The sequence below is a fragment of the Clostridium thermobutyricum DSM 4928 genome, from assembly GCF_002050515.1.
In the GTDB taxonomy this organism is placed as follows: Bacteria; Bacillota; Clostridia; order Clostridiales; family Clostridiaceae; genus Clostridium; species Clostridium thermobutyricum.
In genome coordinates this window covers 18,135-41,993 of record NZ_LTAY01000021.1, presented here as the reverse complement: position 1 = coordinate 41,993, position 23,859 = coordinate 18,135, and the positions used below count along the sequence as shown (strand labels likewise).

26 protein-coding genes are annotated in these 23,859 nt (G+C 24.3%); 5 read left to right on the top strand and 21 right to left on the bottom strand.

Annotation, left to right across the window (positions count from 1 at the left end):
* Positions 1–32: 32 nt before the first annotated feature.
* Complete coding sequence (locus tag CLTHE_RS02535) at positions 33–416, bottom strand: CoA-binding protein (RefSeq protein ID WP_080021850.1); 384 nt, start codon at positions 414–416, stop codon at positions 33–35.
* Positions 417–636: 220 nt separating this feature from the next.
* Between CLTHE_RS02535 and CLTHE_RS02530 the strand changes: the two genes are divergently transcribed.
* Positions 637–840 (top strand): hypothetical protein, encoded by a 204-nt coding sequence (locus CLTHE_RS02530; protein ID WP_080021849.1) that lies wholly within the window; start codon positions 637–639, stop codon positions 838–840.
* Between the two features lie 135 nt (positions 841–975).
* Here the strand turns inward: CLTHE_RS02530 and CLTHE_RS02525 are convergent, their stop codons facing one another.
* The 10 genes from CLTHE_RS02525 to CLTHE_RS02475 all read right to left on the bottom strand — a co-directional run bounded on the left by CLTHE_RS02525 (position 976) and on the right by CLTHE_RS02475 (position 11,599).
* On the bottom strand, positions 976–2,331 hold the full coding sequence (locus tag CLTHE_RS02525; RefSeq protein ID WP_143324016.1) for an MATE family efflux transporter: 1,356 nt from the start codon (positions 2,329–2,331) through the stop codon (positions 976–978).
* Between the two features lie 255 nt (positions 2,332–2,586).
* Positions 2,587–3,123, bottom strand: coding sequence for a hypothetical protein (locus CLTHE_RS02520; protein ID WP_080021848.1), 537 nt, complete (start codon positions 3,121–3,123; stop codon positions 2,587–2,589).
* 108 nt (positions 3,124–3,231) lie between these two features.
* A complete protein-coding gene (locus CLTHE_RS02515; RefSeq protein WP_080021847.1) occupies positions 3,232–4,554 on the bottom strand; it encodes a DUF4179 domain-containing protein in 1,323 nt (440 codons plus the stop codon).
* 12 nt (positions 4,555–4,566) lie between these two features.
* On the bottom strand, positions 4,567–5,097 hold the full coding sequence (locus CLTHE_RS02510; protein ID WP_080021846.1) for an RNA polymerase sigma factor: 531 nt from the start codon (positions 5,095–5,097) through the stop codon (positions 4,567–4,569).
* Positions 5,098–5,313: 216 nt separating this feature from the next.
* Positions 5,314–6,624: a PTS sugar transporter subunit IIC gene (locus tag CLTHE_RS02505; protein WP_080021845.1), complete on the bottom strand. Its 1,311-nt coding sequence runs from the start codon at positions 6,622–6,624 to the stop codon at positions 5,314–5,316.
* Positions 6,625–7,316: 692 nt separating this feature from the next.
* Positions 7,317–7,484 carry a hypothetical protein gene (locus CLTHE_RS16865; RefSeq protein ID WP_169840782.1) on the bottom strand — a complete coding sequence of 56 codons (168 nt, stop codon included), beginning with the start codon at positions 7,482–7,484 and terminating at the stop codon, positions 7,317–7,319.
* 834 nt (positions 7,485–8,318) lie between these two features.
* The gene (locus CLTHE_RS02490) at positions 8,319–9,617 is read right to left on the bottom strand and encodes a PTS sugar transporter subunit IIC (RefSeq protein ID WP_080021843.1); all 1,299 of its coding nucleotides are present in this window, start codon (positions 9,615–9,617) and stop codon (positions 8,319–8,321) included.
* A 672-nt stretch (positions 9,618–10,289) separates the two neighbouring features.
* Positions 10,290–10,535, bottom strand: coding sequence for a CPF_0552 family protein (locus CLTHE_RS02485; RefSeq protein ID WP_080021842.1), 246 nt, complete (start codon positions 10,533–10,535; stop codon positions 10,290–10,292).
* A 144-nt stretch (positions 10,536–10,679) separates the two neighbouring features.
* Entirely contained in the window at positions 10,680–11,036 is a 357-nt protein-coding gene (locus tag CLTHE_RS02480; RefSeq protein WP_080021841.1) for a hypothetical protein, read from the bottom strand.
* Between the two features lie 200 nt (positions 11,037–11,236).
* Positions 11,237–11,599 (bottom strand): hypothetical protein, encoded by a 363-nt coding sequence (locus CLTHE_RS02475; RefSeq protein WP_080021840.1) that lies wholly within the window; start codon positions 11,597–11,599, stop codon positions 11,237–11,239.
* 381 nt (positions 11,600–11,980) lie between these two features.
* Between CLTHE_RS02475 and CLTHE_RS02470 the strand changes: the two genes are divergently transcribed.
* Together CLTHE_RS02470 and CLTHE_RS02465 are read left to right on the top strand one after the other, a co-directional pair.
* Entirely contained in the window at positions 11,981–12,376 is a 396-nt protein-coding gene (locus CLTHE_RS02470) for a hypothetical protein (protein WP_080021839.1), read from the top strand.
* Between the two features lie 82 nt (positions 12,377–12,458).
* Entirely contained in the window at positions 12,459–12,863 is a 405-nt protein-coding gene (locus tag CLTHE_RS02465; RefSeq protein WP_080021838.1) for a hypothetical protein, read from the top strand.
* A 31-nt stretch (positions 12,864–12,894) separates the two neighbouring features.
* Here CLTHE_RS02465 and CLTHE_RS02460 read toward each other — a convergent pair whose 3' ends face one another.
* The 4 genes from CLTHE_RS02460 to rsgA form a co-directional block, all read right to left on the bottom strand.
* Entirely contained in the window at positions 12,895–13,719 is an 825-nt protein-coding gene (locus CLTHE_RS02460) for an MBL fold metallo-hydrolase (RefSeq protein WP_080021837.1), read from the bottom strand.
* Positions 13,720–13,764: 45 nt separating this feature from the next.
* Positions 13,765–14,772, bottom strand: a complete 1,008-nt coding sequence (locus tag CLTHE_RS02455; protein ID WP_080021836.1) for a serine hydrolase domain-containing protein — start codon at positions 14,770–14,772, stop codon at positions 13,765–13,767.
* A 201-nt stretch (positions 14,773–14,973) separates the two neighbouring features.
* The gene (locus CLTHE_RS02450; RefSeq protein WP_080021835.1) at positions 14,974–15,606 is read right to left on the bottom strand and encodes an HAD family hydrolase; all 633 of its coding nucleotides are present in this window, start codon (positions 15,604–15,606) and stop codon (positions 14,974–14,976) included.
* 162 nt (positions 15,607–15,768) lie between these two features.
* Positions 15,769–16,851, bottom strand: coding sequence for a ribosome small subunit-dependent GTPase A (rsgA, locus tag CLTHE_RS02445; RefSeq protein WP_080021834.1), 1,083 nt, complete (start codon positions 16,849–16,851; stop codon positions 15,769–15,771).
* Positions 16,852–17,074: 223 nt separating this feature from the next.
* Here rsgA and CLTHE_RS02440 point away from each other — a divergent pair, with 223 nt between their 5' ends.
* Positions 17,075–17,656 carry a hypothetical protein gene (locus CLTHE_RS02440; protein ID WP_080021833.1) on the top strand — a complete coding sequence of 194 codons (582 nt, stop codon included), beginning with the start codon at positions 17,075–17,077 and terminating at the stop codon, positions 17,654–17,656.
* 78 nt (positions 17,657–17,734) lie between these two features.
* On the opposite strand, the gene CLTHE_RS02435 is transcribed toward CLTHE_RS02440, so the two are convergent.
* The 4 genes from CLTHE_RS02435 to CLTHE_RS02420 all read right to left on the bottom strand — a co-directional run bounded on the left by CLTHE_RS02435 (position 17,735) and on the right by CLTHE_RS02420 (position 20,316).
* A complete protein-coding gene (locus tag CLTHE_RS02435) occupies positions 17,735–17,965 on the bottom strand; it encodes a hypothetical protein (protein WP_080021832.1) in 231 nt (76 codons plus the stop codon).
* A gap of 117 nt (positions 17,966–18,082) precedes the next feature.
* A complete protein-coding gene (locus tag CLTHE_RS02430) occupies positions 18,083–19,075 on the bottom strand; it encodes an aldo/keto reductase (protein ID WP_080021831.1) in 993 nt (330 codons plus the stop codon).
* Between the two features lie 12 nt (positions 19,076–19,087).
* Positions 19,088–19,654: a TetR/AcrR family transcriptional regulator gene (locus CLTHE_RS02425; RefSeq protein ID WP_080021830.1), complete on the bottom strand. Its 567-nt coding sequence runs from the start codon at positions 19,652–19,654 to the stop codon at positions 19,088–19,090.
* A 338-nt stretch (positions 19,655–19,992) separates the two neighbouring features.
* Positions 19,993–20,316, bottom strand: a complete 324-nt coding sequence (locus CLTHE_RS02420) for a DUF3784 domain-containing protein (RefSeq protein WP_080021829.1) — start codon at positions 20,314–20,316, stop codon at positions 19,993–19,995.
* A gap of 264 nt (positions 20,317–20,580) precedes the next feature.
* Here CLTHE_RS02420 and CLTHE_RS02415 point away from each other — a divergent pair, with 264 nt between their 5' ends.
* Positions 20,581–21,777 carry a M20 metallopeptidase family protein gene (locus CLTHE_RS02415; RefSeq protein ID WP_080021828.1) on the top strand — a complete coding sequence of 399 codons (1,197 nt, stop codon included), beginning with the start codon at positions 20,581–20,583 and terminating at the stop codon, positions 21,775–21,777.
* A 718-nt stretch (positions 21,778–22,495) separates the two neighbouring features.
* On the opposite strand, the gene CLTHE_RS02410 is transcribed toward CLTHE_RS02415, so the two are convergent.
* Both CLTHE_RS02410 and CLTHE_RS02405 read right to left on the bottom strand, forming a co-directional pair.
* A complete protein-coding gene (locus tag CLTHE_RS02410) occupies positions 22,496–22,807 on the bottom strand; it encodes a hypothetical protein (RefSeq protein WP_080021827.1) in 312 nt (103 codons plus the stop codon).
* 175 nt (positions 22,808–22,982) lie between these two features.
* On the bottom strand, positions 22,983–23,843 hold the full coding sequence (locus tag CLTHE_RS02405; RefSeq protein WP_080021826.1) for a DMT family transporter: 861 nt from the start codon (positions 23,841–23,843) through the stop codon (positions 22,983–22,985).
* Between the last annotated feature and the right edge of the window lie 16 nt (positions 23,844–23,859).

Here is a 23,859-nt window from a genome sequence, read left to right as displayed (position 1 = left end):
TTACATTTTTTATATATTTCACAAATTTATTACTAAATCCTATTCTTTTTTGTCAATGTAGCTAAAGTACATATTTCTATATATTCTATACCTCTATCTTTACAAAGCTCTTTTATTTTCTCGCTTCTAGCCCCAGGTTGAGCTATAACATACTTTATTTTATGCTTTGTATCATTAAATAGATTTTCATATCCTTTGCTTGGGCTTACACATAAATTAACCCCTTCTATATTTAAATCAATATCTTTTAATTCTTTTATTTCTCCATCTATTTTATCATATGGCGTTACTCCAACTACGTTATATCCTTTATTTTCAAAATTCTTTAATATTTTATAAGCATATTTTTCTGTATTTAATATATCTCCAACAACTGCCCAAATAATATCTTCTGAATATATACTTTCTAAATTCATTTAAGTCACATCCTTTCACTTAAATTATTTCCCTTAATTTATATAATTATTATAAAAGTTCTCTTATCCTCTTATTATATAAAAACTATCTTTATTTATTTTTACTATAATTTTAAATTTCTTAATTATCTACTGTAAAAAATTTATACTAACTAAGCTTGTCTCTATATGCTATAATAAAAGCATTATAAAAATATATTATAAGATTGGAGTTTTTTGTATGGAAATTTTCGGTATGAGTATAACTCAATTTTTAGCAACTTTAATATTTTTAGTTGTTGGAGGATTTGTTGTTTGGAAAATTTTTAAAGCTATATTACATTTAGCTGTTTTCGTTATAGCCATATTAATTCTTGTATACATATATAACCATGTACCATCTATTCATCAAATGGTATTAAATTTACTATATTCAATACGTTAGGTTGAATAAAAAACCACTAGTAATTAAAATTTTACTAGTGGTTTTTTATTTATAGTTAATTATCTAATTAATTTTTATAAAAGCTAAGATAAATATATTTATCAATCAAAATATTATATTTTATTAAGATAAATTTTAAACTAAATCTTTTTTTAAATTTGAGCTTTTATATTTTTTAAGCAAAATTATAAACCAAATTACAAGTATACTTCCTTTAAATATACTACTTACACTTATACTCCACCATATTCCATCTAAACCTAAAACAGTTGATGAAAGTAATAAAGCAAATGGAATTCTAAGAAGACTAAATAATGTACAAATAATTGGTGGTACATAAGTTTTACCTATTCCATTAAAAGCACCAACAGTTAATAACTCTATACACATAAATATTTGAGATATTCCAAGTATCCTCATATATCCTGTCCCCATAGCTACAGCATGAGGTTCTGATAAGAATATTCTAAATATATAACTTGGGAATAATAAAAATATTAAAGTTATTGTTCCTCCAAATATTAAAGTTAATGTAAGTGCTTTTTTATATCCTTCTATTATTCTTTCTTTTTTACCTGCACCATAATTTTGCCCTACAAAAGCTGATATAGCACCTTGAAGTCCTCCAATAGTAACATAAGAAACTGATTCTATTTGAACTCCTACTTTTTGAACTGCAATTGCAGTAGGTCCAAAATCAGATACTATTCTTCCTATTGTTATAGATATAAGACTAAATGTAACTCTTTGGACAGTTACTGGAAAACCTAGTTTTATTACTTCTTTTGCTTTTTCTATGTTTAGTTTTATTCCATTTTTTAAAGGATTTATTATTCCTCTACTTGAAAATATAAATATTAATAGTACAATACATCTTGAAATAAGTGTTGAAAAAGCAGCACCTAAAATACCTAAGCTAGAAATAGGCCCAATACCAAATATAAGTATAGGATCTAAAATTATATTAAATACAAATCCAGTTGTATTTGCTTTAAAAGGCATTTTACTATTTCCATATGAATTAAATATAATAGTTAAAAGAGAATTTAGATACATAACTATTATTCCAAAAGCAGAAATAACTAAATATTTTTCTGCCATACTATTTACCCACGCATTCCCAAGCTTATAAAAATCTATTAATGGCTTTCTAAAAACAATTAGAAAAATCATATATATAATTCCTAAAATAAAAACCATTATTATTCCATTATTTATATATGCCTGTTCATCATCTTTCTGCCCAGAGCCAATTGCATGAGAAAGCTTAACTCCTGTTCCTATTAAAATTACACTTACTATTGAAAGAGAAAGATTTATAAAGAAACTTGCTGTTCCAATAGCTGCAACTGCGTCACTACCAAGTCTACCAATCCATATCATATCAACCATACCATAAGCAGTTTGAATGAAATTTGTTAATATAATGGGCATTGAAAGTGCTAATAAAGATTTTGTTATATTTCCTTTTGTTAAATCTATATTTTTCAAAAAATCACCCCATTCTTAATACTATACACAGTTTTTTATAAAAGTATATAGCTAAAATCACTAAAAGTGCTTGAAAAATTTCACATTTAAATTATTAAAAATGATTTATGGCATTTATAAATTATACTTTTTAATAACTTATCCTAAAAATACAAATAATTATTTATATTTTTAAATTTACTTTATAATAATTTATAAAAAAATCTATAAAAAAATAACAGTTATTTTTTTATACATAACTGTTACTTTTATATATTATTTTATATCTTCTATTTTTAAACCCTTAAAGAATTCTTCTTCTCCTAAGTTTCCTTTTACTAATTTATTCGGAAACATAAGAAGTGGAGTATAATCCTTATCATACATGATTAAATAATCATCTTTTCTTATAACTCTAGATATATCTTTTATTTTAATGCTATATGATTTACTTTTATCCTCTAAATTTTGAACATAAAATTCTTTAGGCTTTCTTGTTACTTCTTTATTTTGTCCATAAGAAGGATTTTTTCTTAACATTCTAAGAACACTTTTTCTATAAACAGTTCTACTAGCAAGAAGAACTCTTACCCAGAAAAGTGCATTACATAATACTATAACATATATAAGTATTTTATTTCTTGGTGCAAATCCCCCATAAAATATTATAACAGAAATACAAACTATGATACTTACTATTGAATAAATTACAGGTATCAAGTTATTTCTAAGCCATTTTTTCTTCGAAAGTTTTACTGTAAGAAGATTTAAATCAATTAATTCTTCTACATCATTCTTGTACTTTATAACCACTTTTGTTTTTCCTCCTAAACGTTACTACGTTTCTAAATTATACCACAAATGATTATAGTACAGATTATTCTTACATATAACATTAACATTATTTTTTATATTTTTACATTAATTCTTTAATTTTATAGGTATTTCATTAATTAGTTTAAATGTATCTTCTTTAATATAACTAAATGTATATTTACCTTTTGCTAGTTCTCCATTAGTTAATATAAGCATACTTGTATTCTCATTAATAATTTCTGTTATAGATTCAAAATGCTTATGAGTTTCATAATCTATTCCAAAATCCATTATATTTGGATATTTACATTTATACTTTATATATGTTTTTCCATCTTTATTTTTTACATCTAAAATTTTAACTTCTTTTCCACCACTTTGCTTAAATCCATTTTCATTTATTTCTAAATATGTTTTTTCATCTATATCTTCATCATTTTCTAAATATTTATTTTCTAATATAGTTATATTACTTAAATCTTTAAATTTATTATCATATTCTATATAAAAATTTTTTCTATTTATATCAATAGAAGATGTTACTGACCTTAAACCTATACCAGAATCATCTTTTATTATATAATCCATTGAAATTTTTTCAATTTCATCTTGTGTTAAAGTTTCATTTACTAATCCTCTAACATATACTTTTAGTGGTGTAATTACTATTTCTTTTATGCTTCCACCTGAAATTCCTATATCAACTGGATAAACATTTATATTTTTCATCATATTTTCAGTAGTTATTGGTATTTTAAATTTCCATTTAATTCTATCATTTTCTCTATCACTTTTAATCATATTAAATATAAATTCAATTTCTCCATTATCCAATCTTCCTAAAATCTTATTTTCTATAACATTATTTTCATCAAATTTCATTTCACCTAAAAAAGCTTCTGATAAAAGTATATCATAAACACCTATTAATTTATCATCTTCTACTTTATAATGTATTCCACCAGTAACTCCAGTAACTTCTTCTCCATTTATCTTATTAACTTCTGTATAAAGTTTTTCTTTTACTTCTTGTATATCATATTTATCACTTTCAACTTCATAACTAATAGACATTCTATATCCATCTGTAACAACATTTTTTATTGTAATTTTTATTCCATCTCGTTCTTTTGTTTCATTTAATTCAACTGCATAATCTGAATATTCCTTTGAAAATCCTAAAATTTCATAAATAATATCTTTTACTGATACTCCTTTTTCTACTGCTATAGTAGTTATTCCAGTTCCACATACTATTAAAACTACTGCAGCTGCAATAAGTCCTCTTTTAAGCACTTTATTTTTCTTTTTTTCTTTTCCTAATTTATTTAGTGTTTGGTCTATTTTTTCATTTATATTATCAGGAATTTCTTTATAAATATTTTTAGCTTCACTCTTTAATTTCTTGTCAAATTTATCAAAATCCATCTTTTTACCTCTCTATTTTAAAATCTCATATAATTTTTTTCTTGCTCTAAAAAGCTTTGTTCTAACTGTACTTTCTTTTACACTAATTATCTTAGCAATTTCTTTTTGGTCTATATCTTCAAAATAATAAAGTATAGTAACTAATTTTAAGTCATCATCTAAAGTTTCTATAGCATTTATTAAGTCAATATTTTCATATAAATCTATATAAGCTTCTTCTTTAACTGAATCCTCTAAATATAAGATTCTTTTTTCTTTTTTTAATGTCAAATTACATTCATTTATAAGAATTCTTATAAGCCATGTTTTAAAGTACTCTGCCTTCTTTAATTTTTTTATGTTTTCAAAAGCTTTTATTATTGTATTTGATATAGCATCTTCTACTTTATAGTCATCTTTTAAAATACCTTTTGCTATTCTATATAATGAAAGTCTATGTTCATTTATTAAATAAACAAAAGCTTCTTTGTCCCCTTTTATAGCAAGCTCTTCTTTAGTTATTATATTTTCACTACTATATATAACACCTAACCTCGGTCCCATACTCTCTTCCCCTCATCTGATAAATTTTATACTTAATTAAGTTTACACTTATTAGATAATTTTCGCATTATAAATGTTCTCATTTTTTTACAAAAAAATTTATTATAAAAATAATCTTCTTAAATTTAAATAATAATTTATAAAAAATAAGCTGCTTCAAAATTAATTGAAACAGCTTAAGGTAGGTTTTATATTATTAAGTTATCGGCAATTTAATTATGCATTTTGTTTTGCCATTTCCTCTTGCATTTTAGCTTCTGCTTCTTCTTGAGTTTTCTTATCTCTATCTGCAGCAACTATAACAAAAGGAATATAAATTAAGACATCAATTATTAGTAATATTATTGCTAGTACTCCACCTTGCCATGATCTAGTACCAAGTATACCACTTAATACTGGTGGAATTGTCCAGAATATTTCAACAGTTGGATATGGAACCAATCCTCCTGACATTGCGAAATAAGTAATAACGGCATTTAGAAGTGGTGCTCCCATAAATGGAATTATATATATAGGATCTAAACATATTGGTAAACCAAATATAACTGGTTCATTAATATTGAATATTCCTGGTGCAACACCAAGTTTGGCTATCATTTTTTGTTGATCACTACTCTTCTTATGAACAATAAATATAGCTGCAATCAGACAAATTGTAAGTCCAGATCCTCCCATATTACAGAAAGAGTTTAGGAATTGGTCATTAATTATATATTTAGCTTTATGACCCATTTCTATAGCCTTCATGTTATCTATTGTAAGTGGGAATAAAACACCTTGAACTATTGGTAACATCATATTTGAACCATGAAGTCCAAAGAACCAAAGTAATTGAATTACAAATATTAGTACTAAAACTCCCCAGAAACTACTAACTACACCTTGCAATGGAGTTTGAATCAATTTATTGAAAAGTGCTGGTAGTACCATTCCTGTATGGAACATTAAGTATATTTCTTGTAATATACCTGCCCCACCAACAACTATCATTGTTGGGAATAATGATGCGAAAGATCTTGAAACTGCTGGTGGAACTCCATCTGGCATTTTAATAAGTAATTTTGGATTTCCAAGAAGTAAACACATTATATCTGAAACTATAAGAGCAATTACTATTGCAAGTAAAAGACCATCTGTTCCAAGGAAAGTAGTTCCTTTTGCTAAGTCATATATAAATAGAATAAAAACTCCTACTGCAACAACTGCAACTGCTAAACCATCTTTACCTCTACTTCTAGTTAAATGATAAGAAATTGTAAAACAAACAACTAAACTCATTATAGCATAGGATGCATTCCAAACGTTTCCACCCCAGCCTTTCCAGCCTGCTCCAAATATACTAGACATAAATCCAACATACCAATGCGCATCTGTTATATTATTTACTAGTATTCCCACAGCTCCTATCATAATTAAAGGAATAATAGTAACAAATCCATCACGGATAGCTGCCATATGTGGCTCAGCTCCAATTTTGGCCGCTATAGGAACAACATATTTTTCCATAAAAGCAATAAATTTTTTCATTTGCCTCTCCTCCATAAAATTTTTCTCTTCAAAAAAGCTTGTAAAAATTTTTATGATACCTAATCTCTTATGTAAGCTTTTTTTAGTTTTTTATTTTTTTGACACTAATTACTAAAGCATTTCCCGTGCCAAATTTAATTTAATTAAAATTTTATGCAATTTTATCTTTAAAACCCTCTAGTTTACTAAGTTTCAAAAAAATTTATTCCTTATACACAGTTGTAAACATTGTCATAATTTCTTTAGAATTTGTGTGTAAATGTTTTCTATTGTATCTTTTATTTTTATTCACTATTAAGAAACATTATTTACTTTTTAGAAAAATTAAAGTTCTATTTTTATATTACCTTCTATATTTTATTATTTTTTTATATAGAAATTTATTATTTTTGTTCACATTTTAATATTACACACTAATATTATAGCTCTTTTATCTTAAATTATATTTTTTTATTTTTTTTAGATTTAATATTTTTTTTATCAAAATTCTTATAATATGTAAAAATAATATATTATAAATTTTTATAAAAAAACGTCGATTTAAATCATTCCAAGTAAGTTCTAACTTAGATATAAAATTTATAAATGGAGGAATAAAGATTAGATATTCACGTGCTGAACTCCAAGAAAATTTATTGTTAGCAATTAACCTTTGTTTTATATATTTCTTTATTTCTCCTCTAATTTTAGAATTATTTATTTTTCCAAAATCTAGATAACACTTCTGTTATTTTATCTTTAGGTTCTTCTATTATATTTTGTATAATATTCCCTAGTGTATTAGGACTTTTTTCACTATTATCTATATGTTTTAAATATTTTGCTACTGGAATTATTGGTAAGCCATAATTATTAAGCAATAGGTATCTTTTTTGATTATTGTCTAATTAAACAGTCTTGTTTCTATCAAATGTATATGTTACCATAATATTACAAAAACTAGCTAGATATTATCATAATCTTTTTTACTTTATAAAATTAAAAATACTGGGGGATTTTTATGAAAAAAAAATATAATACACTCCAAATGTTTAGAGCGCCATTTACTAATCCACAATATCATACTATTTTGGCATTTAAATCTTCTACTGGAGATTATTATGGGGATTACATTTATCATTGGTAATATAATATGAAAAGAATTATAAATAAGAATATTCGTAGAATTATATTTTTAATTTGGATATGTATTGGTGTAATACTTGTTTTATTACCTGTATTTATAGGCGATAAGTTTGAAATTGAATCTAATAAAAAATTCGTTTATATTTATATAATTTGTTCACTTATATTTCCTCAAATTTTTAAATTATTATCGAAATATAGAGTTAAGGAATAGGACAGTAGTATTAACTACTGTCCTATCTTTTTGAAAGATATATTTGCTACATCTATTAAATATTGTATAAATACTAATACTGCATTAAAGTTACATTAAAGAAACTAATAGTCTAATGGAGGAATTGTATTGGGATTTAATAAAAAAATATTGTAGATAATACTTATTGGATGAATACTGGTATAATAATATACATACTCATATGCTACAAGTATATTCTACCAACTATACTAATTTAATAATCATTGTTTAATTATTATAGTATATAAAAAAAGATACGGAATTAGTGTTTATAATACACTATATATCCCGTATCTATATTACTCTATTTAATTTAAAATAGACGTTTTTTATATTAAGCTTCTGCCTTAACTGCTTCTTCAGCTTCTGCTGCTTCTTGAATTTTCTTATCTCTATCTCCAGCAATTATTACAAATGGAATATAAATTAATATATCTATTATTAATAATATTATTGCAAGCACTCCACCTTGCCATGAGTTAGTACCTAAGATACCACTTAAAATTGGTGGCACTGTCCAGAATATTTCAACACTTGGATATGGAACAAGTCCTCCAACCATTGAAAGATAAGCAATAGTACAGTTAATTAATGGTGCTATGATAAATGGTATTACATAAATAGGATCTAAACATATTGGTAATCCAAATATAATTGGCTCATTTATATTGAATACTCCAGGTGCTACTGCAAGCTTTGCAATAACTTTTTGAGTATCACTACTTTTCTTACCAACTATAAATATAGCTATAATCAAGCAAATGGTTAATCCTGCCCCTCCCATATTTACAAATGAATTTAGGAATTGGTCATTTATTATATATTTTGGTGCTTGACCAGCTTCAACTAATTTCATATTAGCTATAGTTAATGGGAAAAGAACACTTTGAATAATTGGGAACATCATATTTGTTCCATGTAATCCAAAGAACCAAAGAGTTTGAATTACAATTATAAGTATCATTACTCCCCAGAAACTACTTATTACACCTTGTAATGGAGTTTGTATAAACTTATTTACAAGTGCTGGAATAGTTGTCCCATGAACAAATATTATAAATATTTCTTGTATTAAAGCTGCTCCCCAAATAACTATCATTGTTGGGAAAACTGAAGCAAATGATTTTGCAACTGCTGGTGGAACTCCTGCTGGCATTTTGATAACTAATTTTGGGTTACCAAGTAAAACGCACATTAAATCACCTATTACTAAAGCTACAACTATAGCTAGTAAAAGTCCATTAGTTCCTAAGAAATCTGTTCCTTTAGCTAAATCAGCAAGTAAAATTATAAATACACCTACTGATGCAACTCCTGCTGCTAGTCCATCTTTACCTCTTCCTTTAGTTAAATGATAAGAAATTGTAAAACAAACTAAAAGAGCCATAATAGCATATGAACCATTCCATACATATCCTCCTAGTTGTTTCCAACCAGGTCCAAATATATGTTCCATTAAATTTTGATAAAAATCAATATGAAAATTATTAATTAATATTGCGATAGCTCCAGCCATGATAATTGGGATAATTGTAACAAATCCATCACGAATAGCTGCTAAATGCGGTTCTGCACCAATTTTAGCCGCGACTGGAACTACTTTTTCTTCCATAAAAGCAATAAACTTTTTCATTTTGTACCTCCGATAAACTTTTTATAAAACCTTTTCTTTTGTAAAGTAATTAAATTATTTCTATCTTTCGTAAAATTATCTGATTTTACTCTAGCAATATAATTCTTCAGCAATTCTTATGCCAATTTAAATTTTATTAAAATTTTCTATATGATAAATGTATAAATGGCATTTTTGCTAACTTATAGCCTATTTATAAATATTACACACTATCAAATTTATGTAAATTCATATTTTATTTACTTATTTGATTTATTTTTATTTTTTTGGAAATATTTTTTCGAAACCATACCATTGTGTAAACTTATACAAATCTATTTATTTTGTATTAATTTAACAGTAAAACTTATTTTTGTATTATAATATTTTATTTTATATTAATTTTATTAAATAAACACAATTTTACACACTTCATTATGAAAACTTTTTTATAAAAAATATCCATATAACACACTCCACACTTTTATTAAAATTATTTTAATAGTAAACATTTAAACATTCTATTTTTTTAATTTATTGAATTTTATAATAATAAAATTTATCCTTTAGTTTATATTTTAATAATTTGCAACTTTAAATTAGTTTTTTTATATTTTAAGATTATTTTATGTACTAAATATGGGAAATTAATAAAAGTACCTATAGTTAAAACTATAGGTACTTTTTAATCTTTTAAATTTCAACTGTTTTAGCTGAAACTCCTTCTAAATAGTTTAATTCATCTTTAAGTCTTATAATATCTTCTACTTTATCTATAAGTTGAAGAAGAATTAATCCATCAGAAGAACATTCAGTCATACTTGCATCATGAAGTCCTAATCTAACTTTTATTATACATCCATATTTAGTTAGAATCTCTTGGACAGTAGGTGCTATTTTATTTCTTGGTGCTAATCTTATTGCCATTATATGAATCATTCTCATCACTCCTTTTTTATATAAATATACTTCCCTATTTTTCTATACTTATTCAAAAAGAGTATTTCAAAAAATTAAGCTTTTACATAATTAATATAAATTAATTATATAAAAGCTCTTTTAATTCATATGATTACCTTTACACTAAATTACATAATTTATAAGTAAGCAAGCAAAACCTGATACTATTAATATTATTGTACTATATGCAAACCTAAAAGAATTAATAAATTCAAGTCTTTGCTTTTCCATTCTTATAACTTCTAAATTTGCATTGGAGTTAATTTGTCCTAATGTTCCATTTGTTAAGCAACTTGGACTTTCTCCAATGGAAGCTAATATTCCACTAATAATCAATGCTAAACCTTCAATAAAAAGACTATCTTTAATACTATAGTTTAAAAATCTTGAAAAAATTGCTCCTAAAGCTACAAATGATATTACAGTTAAAATTACTTTAAGTAAAACTAAAACTTTGTTATTTAAATTAGAATTTTCCATGCAACTTAACTCCTATATTTTATTTTTTATACTATATTATATTAAGAATTTTTACTTTTTGTAACAAAAAAATCCTTTAAATAAGGATTTTTAATAAAATATGCTTGTCTATCATAAACACAAGAAATTTCTTAGTATTTTAATATAAACAAATTGTTTTAGTTAACACTTTAATAATGTATTTATATATTCAACATTTTTTAAATTAGATAATTAACAACTATACATGTTAAACCAAATAAAATTAATACTAAATCACTAAAAACAAATTTCATTTCTTCTTTTAAATTTACTTTTTCTCTTTCCCTTTTTGTTATTTCTAAATTTATATTTGAAATATATTGAGCATTTATACTTCCTAACCCTTGCATTGATAATCCTTTTGAATTTCCTTTTATTGAAGATAATATTCCACCAAATATTAATATAATTCCCTCAACAAAAAATACATCATTCAAATTATAATCTGAAACTTTTGAAATTATAAATCCTAAAATTAAAAATAAAAATGCTGAAATAACTAATTTTATTATTGATTTTATATCTAATTTTTCTTTGCTCATATTCCCCCTCCTATACTACTGTCTACCCATTATTAGTTATTTTTATATTATATGCTATAACGTAAAGAGACTGAAAAAGTTTTTATAGGAAAGATTTTTACATCTATTTGTTTATCTATGTATAAATAATTTAATCATTTCTCTTTTGCTTTATCTAATATTTTTTCTATACTATCTGTTCCATCAGAAATATCTGAGTGTACATGAATATCTATTTTCATAAACTTCCTCTAAATAAATGCTTTGTTTCAAATAATAATAAAATTATATTTTATCTTATTAACTAAATTTATTTTTAATATGTCCGAGAAAAAACTATATAGGACTAAACCTAATTATCTTTATAAATTATTCAATTTATGTAATTCTAAAGGAGATTTTATGAAAACAAAAAGAAAACTAATTATTTGTTCATTGATAATATTTCTATCTGGAGCTTTATATTTTTTAAGTATTATTTTTAGCAATAAATATAATATAACTATTTTAAATAATACAAATCAATCTATTTCAAATATGGAATTAAAATTTAAAACTAATGGTTCAATTAAAAAAATACCTAAAATTGAAAAAAATAATTCTTTTAAAATTTCTATTGATACAAGCTCAATTCAAAGTGAAGATGCAATAATTTTAGAATATAAAGATATTAAAGATAATATTCATAAAGAATATGTAGTAGGATATTTAGAAAAAGGTCATTTTGGAAATGTTAAAGTTATTATTCATAAAATAAATTATTTAGGTGTATTAGACATATCTATTAATGAAAATTAGTTTATTTAATAAAGTTCTTTATTCTAAATATAAATACTACATCATAAAATAAATTTTAATATTAATAAGTGAGGATTTTAAATTGAAAAAACTAATTTCTATTATTGTAATTTTTATTTCTATTTTTCTTGTAAGCTGTGATTTTATTAATACTCCACTTAAAGATGTTTCAATAGATATCTTCTCTAATGACCTTTTTGTAACTTATGCAGCTAAAGCAAATTATCAAAAAGATGTTACTTATACACTAGAATTATCTACTAATATTCAAAATGAAGATGGTACTTCAAAAAATATTATTTTACAAGCTACTGAATTTATTGCAAAAGAAAACACTAAGATATTATCAGATTCTATTTTAATATCAGATATCTGCGATATTATAGGCGGAGACTTTACTGAAAAAAATTTTAAAGAATTAAAATATACAGTATCAATATATAATTCTAATAATGATAGTGCTGGAACAACTTTAGAAATTGATTAAAAAAGCAGACTTAAAATAAAGTCTGCTTTTCTTATATTTCTAAAACACTTCCTGTTTTTAAATAATCTATTTTTTCTCCAAGTATATCCTTTAATATAGAAAATGGTTTTTCTCCTGTACAATGACATGTATAAAACTTTGTATCTCTCTCTTTTAAGTTTTCTCCTAAAGCTCTTATAAATTCTTCTTTTTCTATTTTTTTAGTGCTTGGCTTACATAAGTGAAGTCCACCTATTGATATATCTATATTTTCATTTAAAATTTTTGAAGCTTTATCTAATATATTTACTACTCCACAATGAGAACAACCAGAAATAAGTATATGCTTGTCCCCTTCTTTTAAAATTAAATTTTGTTCATGCCTAAAATCATCTTCTAAGTATAAATCTCCTTCTTTTTTAAGTAGTGATTTATTTGATGTTGAAAGAAATTTTTTTCTATCTACATTAGAAAACAAAAGAATATCTTCATCTATTTTAAAATTATCATCTGTTAAAATTATTCTTTTATCATCTTTAAGGTCTCTATTTAGTCCTATATAATACTTTCCATACTTTAAAATAGATGTATAATAAAGCCCAAAAGCATTTTTATTTATATAGACCTTTCCTTTATTATTATTTTTTAAAAAGCTTTCTAAGCCTCCTCCATGATCACTATGTCCATGAGATATAATTGCTATATCTACATCACTTATATCTATATTTAATTTTTTTGCATTTTCTAAAAAAGAATTATCTGGTCCTAAATCAAATAAAATATTATGATTTTTTGTTTTTATATGAAAACTTAAACCATGTTTATTTGTATATTCATTAGATACTGATAAATTCTCTACTAAAGTTGTTATTATCATTTTTTCCTCCTAAAAACTTTAATCTTATCGATTATTATATTTATATTATTTAAAAAAATAAGCTTTCTTCATAAATCCTATCTTTTTATTAAATATTTCTTCACCTATCAAAGAATCAATATATTTTCCATTTAGGTCTTGTATAACTAATGGATGAATTTTTTTTCTATCATTAGTAAGAACAATTGTAATTATTTCTTTTTCAGGATAAATACTAAGCTGAGTTGAAAATCCCATTGGTATTAATCCTAAATGACCTAACATTTTTGTATTAAAATGATTATTTAAATATAATCCTTCTCCATACTTAAATGTTGATTTTTCAAATACTGGCTTTGACATCTCCTCTAAAGTTTCTTTTTTTATTAATTTATTATCTAAAATAGCCTTTGAAAACTTATATAAATCTTTTACATTAGATACAATATCTCCTGACCCAAATAAAAGACCTGGATTAAAATTTGAATTGTGCTTTCCTTTTATATTTGCATTTACAACATTTTTATTGTCATCTATTGCAAAAAATGTATTATCCATCTTAACAATATCAAATATATTTTCTTTTATATAATGTTCATATTTCATTCCTGTAACCTTTTCAATTATTAAAGCAAGTATATAATATCCTGTATTACCATATCTCCACTTAGACCCAGGTTTAAAATTAAGCCCTTTTCTATTCATAAGAGTTAATATATAATCTGGAGAATAATTTTTAGTCCAATCTATATCTTTTCTATCTATTGTAAAATCAGGTATTCCTGATGTATGTGTTAATAAATGATAAATTGTAATATTGGTATCACTAAAATATTTATCTATGTATTTTGTCATAAAATCATTCTTATCTATTAACCCCCTTTCACATAATTGATTTATTCCTATTGAAGCAAACATTTTTGATATTGAACAAATCCAAAAATTAGAATCTTCCGTGTGCCTTATCTTATTTTCAAAATCATTAAATCCATTTACAATAATATCTTCTATTCCATTTTTATTTCCTATAAGTGCAACTCCGTTTAGTTTATTGATTATTTTTCTTTTCTCCATAAATTCTCCTTTATACTTTCTGTTCTTCCAGTACCATTTTAAACCTTTTTTACAAATAATTAAAATATATTGTGATAATTTATCTTTTCTCTTTAAACTTATTTTCTTTAATTACACCATAAAAAATACTCTATTATTCTAAAAATAATATTTTATATAAAAAAGTTGATTCCTTAATTCAAAGAAATCAACTTTATATAATTATTTTATATCTAAAATTTTTAAAATATCTTTTGGGTGATTTAGATTATAATCTGCTTTTATATCTGTTAAGTCAAATGCACCCCAAGTTGCTAATGCAAAATCCATTTCTGCTTCTTTAGAAGCTTTATAATCTGCTATTGTATCTCCAACATAAATTGCATCTTTTGGACTTATATTTAAAAGTTCAACAGCTTTTAATAAAGGCTCTGGATGAGGCTTATGATTTTCTGTATCTTCAGCAAGAACTACACTTTTCATATATCTCTGAAGTCCAGTTTTAAAAAAATCTATTTCATATTGATTTTTCATTTTAGAACTTGCAATTCCAAGAAGTATTCCATTTTTATCTAATAGTTCTATAACTTCTTTAAAACCATCATAAAGCTTTGCACCATCTTCATATTCATTAACATATTTTACCCACTTATCATAAGAATTTTCTATATCTTTAAATTCTAATAATTCTAATGTTTTCTTTCCTGCATATGCCCTATATTTTAAAAGTTCATCATATTCTATATCTTTTCCTAATTCCTCTTTTATAAGCCTTTGAAGTGGAACCATATTCATTTTTTCTGTGTCTAGCATTGTTCCATCTAAATCAAATATTACACACTTATATTTCTTCATCCTATATCCCCCTATTTTTAACCAAAGTATATAAACAGATTAAATTATATCATTGTTAATATCAAATTATTTATATAATTTTTATTATGAAAATAATTTATCTACAATTAATAAAATAAATGTAAAAGAGCTAAAGCAATTTAAAGCTTTAGCCTCTTTTTATTAATATCTTTTTTTATTTTTTATATGTCTAGTTAACTGTTTCATATTGCTCATACTACCAAACATATTTATTATTTTTTCTCTTTCTAAAGCCTTGCTAGAAGATAATTCATTATATATTAATTCCCTTTGAAGTTTTTTATAATTCCTAAGTCTTTCTTCTGTTAACGTTCCATTTTTTATTGCTTCTCTAACTGCACATCCTTTTTCGTTTTCATGTCTACAATCTGAAAACTTACATTTTAAGACTAATTCTTCTATATCTACAAAGCTTTTTTCTATATCTGCTCCAATTAAGCCAAGCTCTCTCATACCTGGTGTATCTATAAGAACTCCACCTGTTTCAATTAAAAACAATTGCCTATAAGTTGTAGTATGCTTTCCTTTATCATTTTCACTTATTTCATTTGTTTTTATTTTTTCCTCACCTAGAAGTTTATTTATCATTGTTGATTTTCCAACACCTGATGAGCCTATAAGAGCTATTGTTTTACCTTTCTTTAAGTAAGATTTAATTTCATTATAACCATCTTCTGAAGCACTACTTGTAACTATAATTTCTATTACTATAGCTACATTATTTATTTCAATTAATTTTTCATCTATGTTATCACATAAATCAGATTTAGTTAAAACAATTACTGGAGTTGCCATACTATCAAAAGCTACAGCTATATATCTTTCTAATCTTCTTAAATTAAAATCATTATTTAAAGACATACAAATAAATATAGTATCTATATTAGCTCCAACTACTTGACTACCTGTTCTATCTCCTGAAACTTTTCTTTTAAAAAAGCTTTTTCTCTTTAGTAAATGATGTATTATAGCATTTCCATTTATATCATTATCTCTATCAACTAAAACCCAATCTCCTACTGCTGGAAAACCTTCTAAATCAGTAACTTCATATTTAAATTTACCTGATGCTTCAGCCTTTATTTCTCCATTTTCAGTGATTATATTATACATATTCCTATGCTGAACACTTACTCTTCCTAAAAATAAACCTTCATCATAGTTTTTACTTTCTTCAATATAACTCTCATTTAATCCTAAATCTTTTAAATCTACTTTTTTCAATTTTTATTCCTCCCAAATTTAAATAAAAAACCCTATGGGAGGCATTCTTTTAAGCTAAAGATACCTCCCTAACTACTACAATATCCTTTCTCATCATAAAACATCATTCCTTTCATAATCTTACTTCTACATTATATCAACATTTATAATAAATTTCATATTTGTAAAAAAGAAAAAAATTTTATTTGTTATAATTAAAAATAACTAATAGGAGGTAAATTATATGGAACTTTTACAGTATGCAAAAGATATTCAACAATATCTTTTAAAAATTTATGAAATAAAAGCTTGTAATTTATATGGAAGTCTTATTAAAGGAAATTATGATGATTACTCTGATATTGATATAGAAATTGATGTATCAGGAATTGATAATAGCTTATTTATTACTAAAATTAAAGATATCCTATCTTTAAATTACAATATAATCTTTTCTGATTATTCCCCTAGCCTTGCTCCTGAAACTTATATAATTTCTTTAGCCATTTCAAATGAAAATCCTTTTGCTATTATTGATATAAAATGTATAGCAACTCCGCATTTTAAAACTTTAACTAAAGAAGATTTAATTTTAAAACAAAATAACTATGATCATATATTAAAACTATTTGTAGCTAATTTAAAACATTATCTTAGGGGGTTAGATTGCCTAAAAGATATTCAAAAAATGTATAAAAAAGTTTATATAAATAGCCCTATATCTAAAGATAAACACTTCATGTTAGATAAAATTTTTCTATGGCTTAAAAAAAATTCAACAGATAAATATAATCTTTATCTAAAAAATTTAGAAAAATATTTGTAATTAAAAATGAGGCTGTATTTTAATACAACCTCACCTATAATTTATGCTCATTCATAAATAACACTCTATTTTTATTAATTATAAATTTTGTTTCTTAGTCTTTAAAAATTTATATAAATTAAAGATAATTAATACACAGAGACCAATTAAAACTGCATATATATATGGTAATGAATTCATATGATAATCTGTATTTATATTTATTGGTAATCTAGATTCATTATCTATTTTTATAATCATAAAAAAGCTTATAAGTGTAATTAATGATATGACTATATTTATTAAATATTCTTTTTTAAATTTTCCCATAATTCTCTCCCTTTTGTTAAACACCTTTATAATTTACTATTAAATCCAACTCAATTATATGCAAAATTATCCAAACAAACTATATTATTTTATATTAAATTTTTCTTTAAAATTTTTTTATTTTAACCCAACTACTTTTCCATTTTTAAATTTCATATTAGGAAAACTTGTACCTGCTATTTCATTTTGTGGTATTGCTTCTTCTATTCTTTTAACATCATTTCCACTTAAAACTATATCTAAAGCTTTTATTGAGTTTTGAAGATTTTTTACTTTTCTTGAACCAATTAAAGGTATAATATCTTCTCCTTTAGCTAATAGCCATGCAATTGATAATTGTGGTAATGTAATATTTTTTTCCATAGCAATTTTATTTAAATTTTTTACTAAAGAAAGATTTTTGTCTATGTTTTCTTCTGCAAATAATGAAATCATAGAATTATATCCAGATTTTTTATCTTTTGTCCAATTTCCACTAAGCATTCCATGAGCTAATGCCCCAAATGTTACAACATCTATTCCAAGTTCTCTTGCTGTAGGTAAAATTTCTTTTTCTATACTACGGTTAAAAAGAGAATATTCATATTCAACTAAACTTATCTTATGAACATCATTTGCTTTTCTTAAAGTTTCAGCATCAACTTGAGTAAGTCCAATATGTTTTACATATCCTTCTTTAACAAGCTCTGACATTACTCCTATAACCTCTTCAACAGGAATTCCTAAATCAATTCTTGAAGGTTGATAAAGATCTACATAATCTAAATTTAATCTTTTAAGTGAATATGTTAAATAATTTTTTATGTTTAAAGGATTAACATCTAATCCATACATTCTACCATTTGGTGACATTAAAGCACCAAATTTTAAAGATACAAATGCTTTATCTCTATTTCTTCCTTTAAGAGCTTCTCCAAGAATCATTTCGCTTTGTCCTGAGCCATAAAAATCTGCTGTATTAAATAAAGTAATACCTGAATCCATAGCTGAATGAATAACCTCTATACTTTTATTTTTTTCAGTAATATCCATAACATTTGTCATGCTACCACAACCAAGTCCAAGTTTAGATAGCTCAAGTCCATTTTTATTATTTTTTCTGTATTCCATAATAAATCTCTCCTATCTTTTTATTGAATCCCATATAGCATTTATTCCTGAATTAATAATATCTTCATCAATTTTAATATTTCCTTTTAAATAAAGCCTAACTATAGAAAATGTTGCCCCATCAATAAGTGCAATAAGCATTTCTATTGGAAGATCTTTAATAACTTTTTTTTCATATGCTTCTTTAAATAAATTATTAGCTTTTTTAAACACATCAACTACTTCTTCTTTTATATGAGAAGGAATCATAGAAGAATTTACATATTGTTCTACAAAACTAAATTCTTTTGGATGCATTATAAAATAATTAATTATATTTTTAAATAAAATAAAAAATCTTTCTTCTATAGAATTATCTTCTGAATAATTTTTAAAAACATAATCAGCTAAATCAGTTTTAATATTAAAGTAAAGTGAATTTATTAAATCTTCTTTATTTGGAAAATAAAGATATATTGTTCCTACTGCAATCTTTGCATGTTTAGAAATTTGTGACATTGAAGTAGAATAAATTCCTTGTTCTGAAACTAATTCAAGTGTTGATTCTAATACTATACTTTTTTTATCTTTTTTTATCATAATAACCTCTAATATAAATTTTATAAAACTGAATGAACGTTCATTCAGTTTAAATTAAATTTATCACTTAAAAATTTTATTGTCAATAGACATAAACCTTATCTTTAGTTATAAAGCTTCTCTTATGTAAAAAAGCTCTCCATTTTATCTTCATCTTCCTTAGCCATAATTATATCTTGGTGCTATGTTAGGTTTACTTTAAGTTTTGTTAAAACTTTATGTTATATTTTTAATCATAAAAAAGAGATATTTAATTAAAATATCTCTTTCTCAAATATTTATTTTTAAATTTTTTATAAAATTCTAATTCCAATTTTTAATTATAAAATGTATCTTAATTATCTTTTAAATTTTTTTGCTGTATTCATATAAATAATCCCACCAATTGTCACAAAAATAAATAATACATTTACACAAATCATTAAAATCTTCATATCTCCAAGATTTAATACTTTTGAAATTGGTAAAATAAGTTCAATGCCCCCTAATATGAATAATAAGTTTCCCATAAATTTAGCAAGTTCTTTTTCATTTATTTTTTCTTTCTCTTCTTTTGAAGCTGTATTATATCCTGCAATTAAAAAGTTTGCTTTTCCTGTCCTAATAATCATACCGAAAATAATCAAAATTATCGGTGCAATTAAAAATGCAATAATCTCCATAGCTTCCTCCAAAATACTCTTTATTAATATATCGTATTTTAATTTGATTACTTTATTACCTATTTATATCTTTTAAATTGATATACCTATTTTTTTCTTTTATTTAAACTTTCTATTACACAATATTAAAATTTGAATAAAAATCCCAATTTAAAGATATAATGTAATTTTTCAATTAATTACGCTTTAAATAAAATAATTTGTATTGTTTAAAATTTTTAAAGTGATAAAATTTATATAATATTATTACAGAAGGTGATTAAAATGGAATTTAAAGAAAATATTTTAAATGACTCTAAAGAATTAAAGTCTAGTTTAATAGAAATTAGACGTGAATTACATAAACATCCTGAAGTAGGTGTTTATTTACCTAATACTATGAAATTTATATCATCTAAATTGAAAGAATTTGGATATACTCCTGAAATTGTTGATGAAGTTGGAATTCTTGCTACTATAAAAGGTCCTAAAGAAGGAAAAACATTTCTTTTAAGAGCTGATATGGATGCGCTACCAATAGAAGAAGAATCTAATTTTGATTTCAAGTCTACAAATGGAAATATGCATGCATGTGGACATGATATGCACACTACTATGCTTTTAGGAGCTGCAAAACTTTTAAAGAAATATCAATCTGAAATACACGGAACTATAAAACTGTTATTTCAACCTGATGAAGAAGGATTTACTGGTGGAAAACGTATGATAAAAGCTGGAGTACTAGAAAATCCAAAAGTAAATGCTGCAATGGCACTTCACGTATTTTCTAATGCTCCTAGTAACACAATTGCATACTCTGTGGGAACTTGTATATCAAGCTGTATAAAATTTAAAATCACTATAACTGGTCTTGGATGTCATGGAGCTATGCCGGAAACTGGAATAGATCCTTTAAATATTGCTTCACATGTATATCTAGCACTACAAGAAATACCTTCTAGAGAAATATCTGCTACAGATCCTGTAGTTTTAACTATAGGAAAATTTGTTGGAGGAACTGCTGCTAATATTATTCCAGAAAAAGTTGTTATGGAAGGAACTATTAGATCATTATCTGAAGATGTTGGAAGATTCGCTTTTGATAGAGTTAAAGATATTTCTATGAATGTATCTAAAGCTTTTAGAGGTTCTGCAGTAGTTGAAGAAGTTGTTTCAGTACCTCCATTAGTAAATGATTCTGATTTATCAGAAAAACTTTTTAGCTACACTAAAAATTTATTTGGTACTAGTAAAATTGTAATTAAAGCAAATAATAGTGGAATGGGCTCAGAAGATTTTGCGGCTATATCAGCAATGGTTCCAAGTACTTATTTTATTATGGGTGCAGGTACAAAAGAAGAAAACCCTTCATTTGGATATCCAATGCATCATAGCTGTGTAGGATTTAATGAAGATATTTTATCTAGTGGCTCTGCAATGTTTGCATATAATGCAATTATGTGGCTAAAAGAAAATTTATAATATATAAAATAAAAGTAGTGATTTTTTTCACTACTTTTAATTTTTTATAAATTCCATTTTCAATATCTCTTATTATTTGGTCTATTACCATTCTCCTTCTTTCATAATTGTCCAACTTCCTCACCTCATAGAATTACTATTCTATTTTTATATTCATTAACCTTCAAAATCAATGTTATGCTTAAGTTAAATTTTGGTATATTTTTTTTAATATTCAATTTCTGTTCATTTATATAAATTATAATATAGTTGTCTGTTTCAATAATTTATAAAATTCATTTCTAAAAGGTGTAGCCGAAAATTTTTTGACTACACCTTTTTCTTAAAATTTATTCAAATATAAAAGTAGTGAATTTTTAATTCACTACTTCTTGCTACCTCTTATAGCATCACAAATTAATGATACAAATGCTGCACAAGGGATAAATACCATTAATACTACTGGTAACCATAATAACATTTCAACTATGTTCATTTAAATCACCTCAATATTAATATACCTCATAATAGTAACATTCCCTCCCAAATTTTGTAAATTTAATGATTAATTTACATAAGTAACCATATATTTTCAAAAGAAATATTCTAATCTTCTAATTTAAATTTAGTTTTATTATTTTTATTTTAAAAATCTAAAAAGTTAATTTAAGACATAATTATAAGGTAGCCAAACTTATTAGACTACCTTAATAATTATAATTTTTAGATATTTTATAAATTATTTTTTCTTAATTAATGTTCCTACCATCATTCCACCTAACATTCCAAAACATACACCATAAATTAGTACTTTTGTTCCAAATGCTTTCATAAATAACAAACTTATTCCTATCCCAATACACATTCCTATACTCATACCAATTGACATATAATCGTCTTCTTCGGTATTTTCTTTTTTCTTTAAAGTATTTACCTCTTCTATATTTTCAATATTTCTAACTTTATTTTTCTTTTGAAGGTCAACTAGTACTACTGCATTAACTACTCCAAAAATTATCCAGGGCAAAGCTGCTATAATAAAATCAGCCATAACCTCATCTCCTAAAAATTCCTGTATATATATTTATAATACTCATTACCCTTAAATTAATGAATTCTCATTAGAATATATTATAAATATATTTTTCATTCTATTTATGGAACATTTCTATATGAGGTTTATTTTCTAAAAAATTTTCAATTTTTATATCATGTATGTACTTTAATTATTCTTTTGCTACTAATACAACTGAAATTACAACTGCTATTATCCCAATTATAGTAAATAAATCAATGTGCTCACCTAAAATTATAGCACTAGCAATTATTCCAACAATTGGTTCAAAAGTTCCAAGTATTGATGATTTTGAAGGTCCAATTTCTCTTATTGCTACTTGTAATAAAACTAATGCAAGAACTGTTGAAATTAATGCTATTCCTAAATAAGAAAATATTATTCCACCATCTATTTTAAAAACTAATTTATTTGTAACTAATCCAATTATTATAGTTATTAATCCTGCAAAGGCTGAACAATAGAATGTTACTACTAAACTATTTAAATTTTTAACTTCTTCTTTTCCCATAGCGAATACTGTAGCCCCATAAACAACTCCTGAAGCTAAAGCTAGTCCTATCCCTCTTATATCTAAACCACTTTTTTCAGAAGCAGATAACAAAAATACTCCTATTATTGATATTATCAATGCTATTGTCTTTTTCTTTGTAAATTTTTCTCCTGCAAATATAAAAGCAAATATACATACACATAATGGATATATGAAGTGAATTCCTGTTGCTAGTCCAACTCCAATATATTTATATGATAAGAAAAGCATTTGTGTTGTTAAAGTATATCCTACACTTCCTATTAAAAAAAGATAAATTAATTGCTTTTTAGTAACTCTTAAACTTTTTTTTCCTATAATTATCATTATTAATATTAAAATTGTAGCTATAGTAAATCTAGCTCCTAGTACAGTTGTTGGATTTGAACCATTTTCATAACCAAACTCAGCAAAAATTCCTAAAAAACCAAAACAAACTGAAGCTAAAATTGCAAATATTATTCCCGCTGTATTTTTCATCTTATAATCTCCTCTT

Bases quoted from the DNA above. Each gene is read 5' to 3' on its own strand.
- CLTHE_RS02410 (WP_080021827.1), bottom strand. From the start codon at position 22,807: ATGGCTGATTTTATTATAGCAGCTTTGCCCTGGATAATTTTTGGAGTA.
- CLTHE_RS02530 (WP_080021849.1), top strand. From the start codon at position 637: ATGGAAATTTTCGGTATGAGTATAACTCAATTTTTAGCAACTTTAATA.
- CLTHE_RS02485 (WP_080021842.1), bottom strand. From the start codon at position 10,535: ATGATTCATATAATGGCAATAAGATTAGCACCAAGAAATAAAATAGCA.
- CLTHE_RS02535 (WP_080021850.1), bottom strand. From the start codon at position 416: ATGAATTTAGAAAGTATATATTCAGAAGATATTATTTGGGCAGTTGTT.
- CLTHE_RS02430 (WP_080021831.1), bottom strand. From the start codon at position 19,075: ATGGAATACAGAAAAAATAATAAAAATGGACTTGAGCTATCTAAACTT.
- CLTHE_RS02475 (WP_080021840.1), bottom strand. From the start codon at position 11,599: ATGAGCAAAGAAAAATTAGATATAAAATCAATAATAAAATTAGTTATT.
- CLTHE_RS02425 (WP_080021830.1), bottom strand. From the start codon at position 19,654: ATGATAAAAAAAGATAAAAAAAGTATAGTATTAGAATCAACACTTGAA.
- CLTHE_RS02420 (WP_080021829.1), bottom strand. From the start codon at position 20,316: ATGGAGATTATTGCATTTTTAATTGCACCGATAATTTTGATTATTTTC.
- CLTHE_RS02455 (WP_080021836.1), bottom strand. From the start codon at position 14,772: ATGGAGAAAAGAAAAATAATCAATAAACTAAACGGAGTTGCACTTATA.
- CLTHE_RS02415 (WP_080021828.1), top strand. From the start codon at position 20,581: ATGGAATTTAAAGAAAATATTTTAAATGACTCTAAAGAATTAAAGTCT.
- CLTHE_RS02515 (WP_080021847.1), bottom strand. From the start codon at position 4,554: ATGGATTTTGATAAATTTGACAAGAAATTAAAGAGTGAAGCTAAAAAT.
- CLTHE_RS02510 (WP_080021846.1), bottom strand. From the start codon at position 5,097: ATGGGACCGAGGTTAGGTGTTATATATAGTAGTGAAAATATAATAACT.
- CLTHE_RS02470 (WP_080021839.1), top strand. From the start codon at position 11,981: ATGAAAACAAAAAGAAAACTAATTATTTGTTCATTGATAATATTTCTA.
- CLTHE_RS02505 (WP_080021845.1), bottom strand. From the start codon at position 6,624: ATGAAAAAATTTATTGCTTTTATGGAAAAATATGTTGTTCCTATAGCG.
- CLTHE_RS02460 (WP_080021837.1), bottom strand. From the start codon at position 13,719: ATGATAATAACAACTTTAGTAGAGAATTTATCAGTATCTAATGAATAT.
- CLTHE_RS02480 (WP_080021841.1), bottom strand. From the start codon at position 11,036: ATGGAAAATTCTAATTTAAATAACAAAGTTTTAGTTTTACTTAAAGTA.
- CLTHE_RS02490 (WP_080021843.1), bottom strand. From the start codon at position 9,617: ATGAAAAAGTTTATTGCTTTTATGGAAGAAAAAGTAGTTCCAGTCGCG.
- CLTHE_RS02440 (WP_080021833.1), top strand. From the start codon at position 17,075: ATGGAACTTTTACAGTATGCAAAAGATATTCAACAATATCTTTTAAAA.
- CLTHE_RS02405 (WP_080021826.1), bottom strand. From the start codon at position 23,843: ATGAAAAATACAGCGGGAATAATATTTGCAATTTTAGCTTCAGTTTGT.
- CLTHE_RS02435 (WP_080021832.1), bottom strand. From the start codon at position 17,965: ATGGGAAAATTTAAAAAAGAATATTTAATAAATATAGTCATATCATTA.
- CLTHE_RS02450 (WP_080021835.1), bottom strand. From the start codon at position 15,606: ATGAAGAAATATAAGTGTGTAATATTTGATTTAGATGGAACAATGCTA.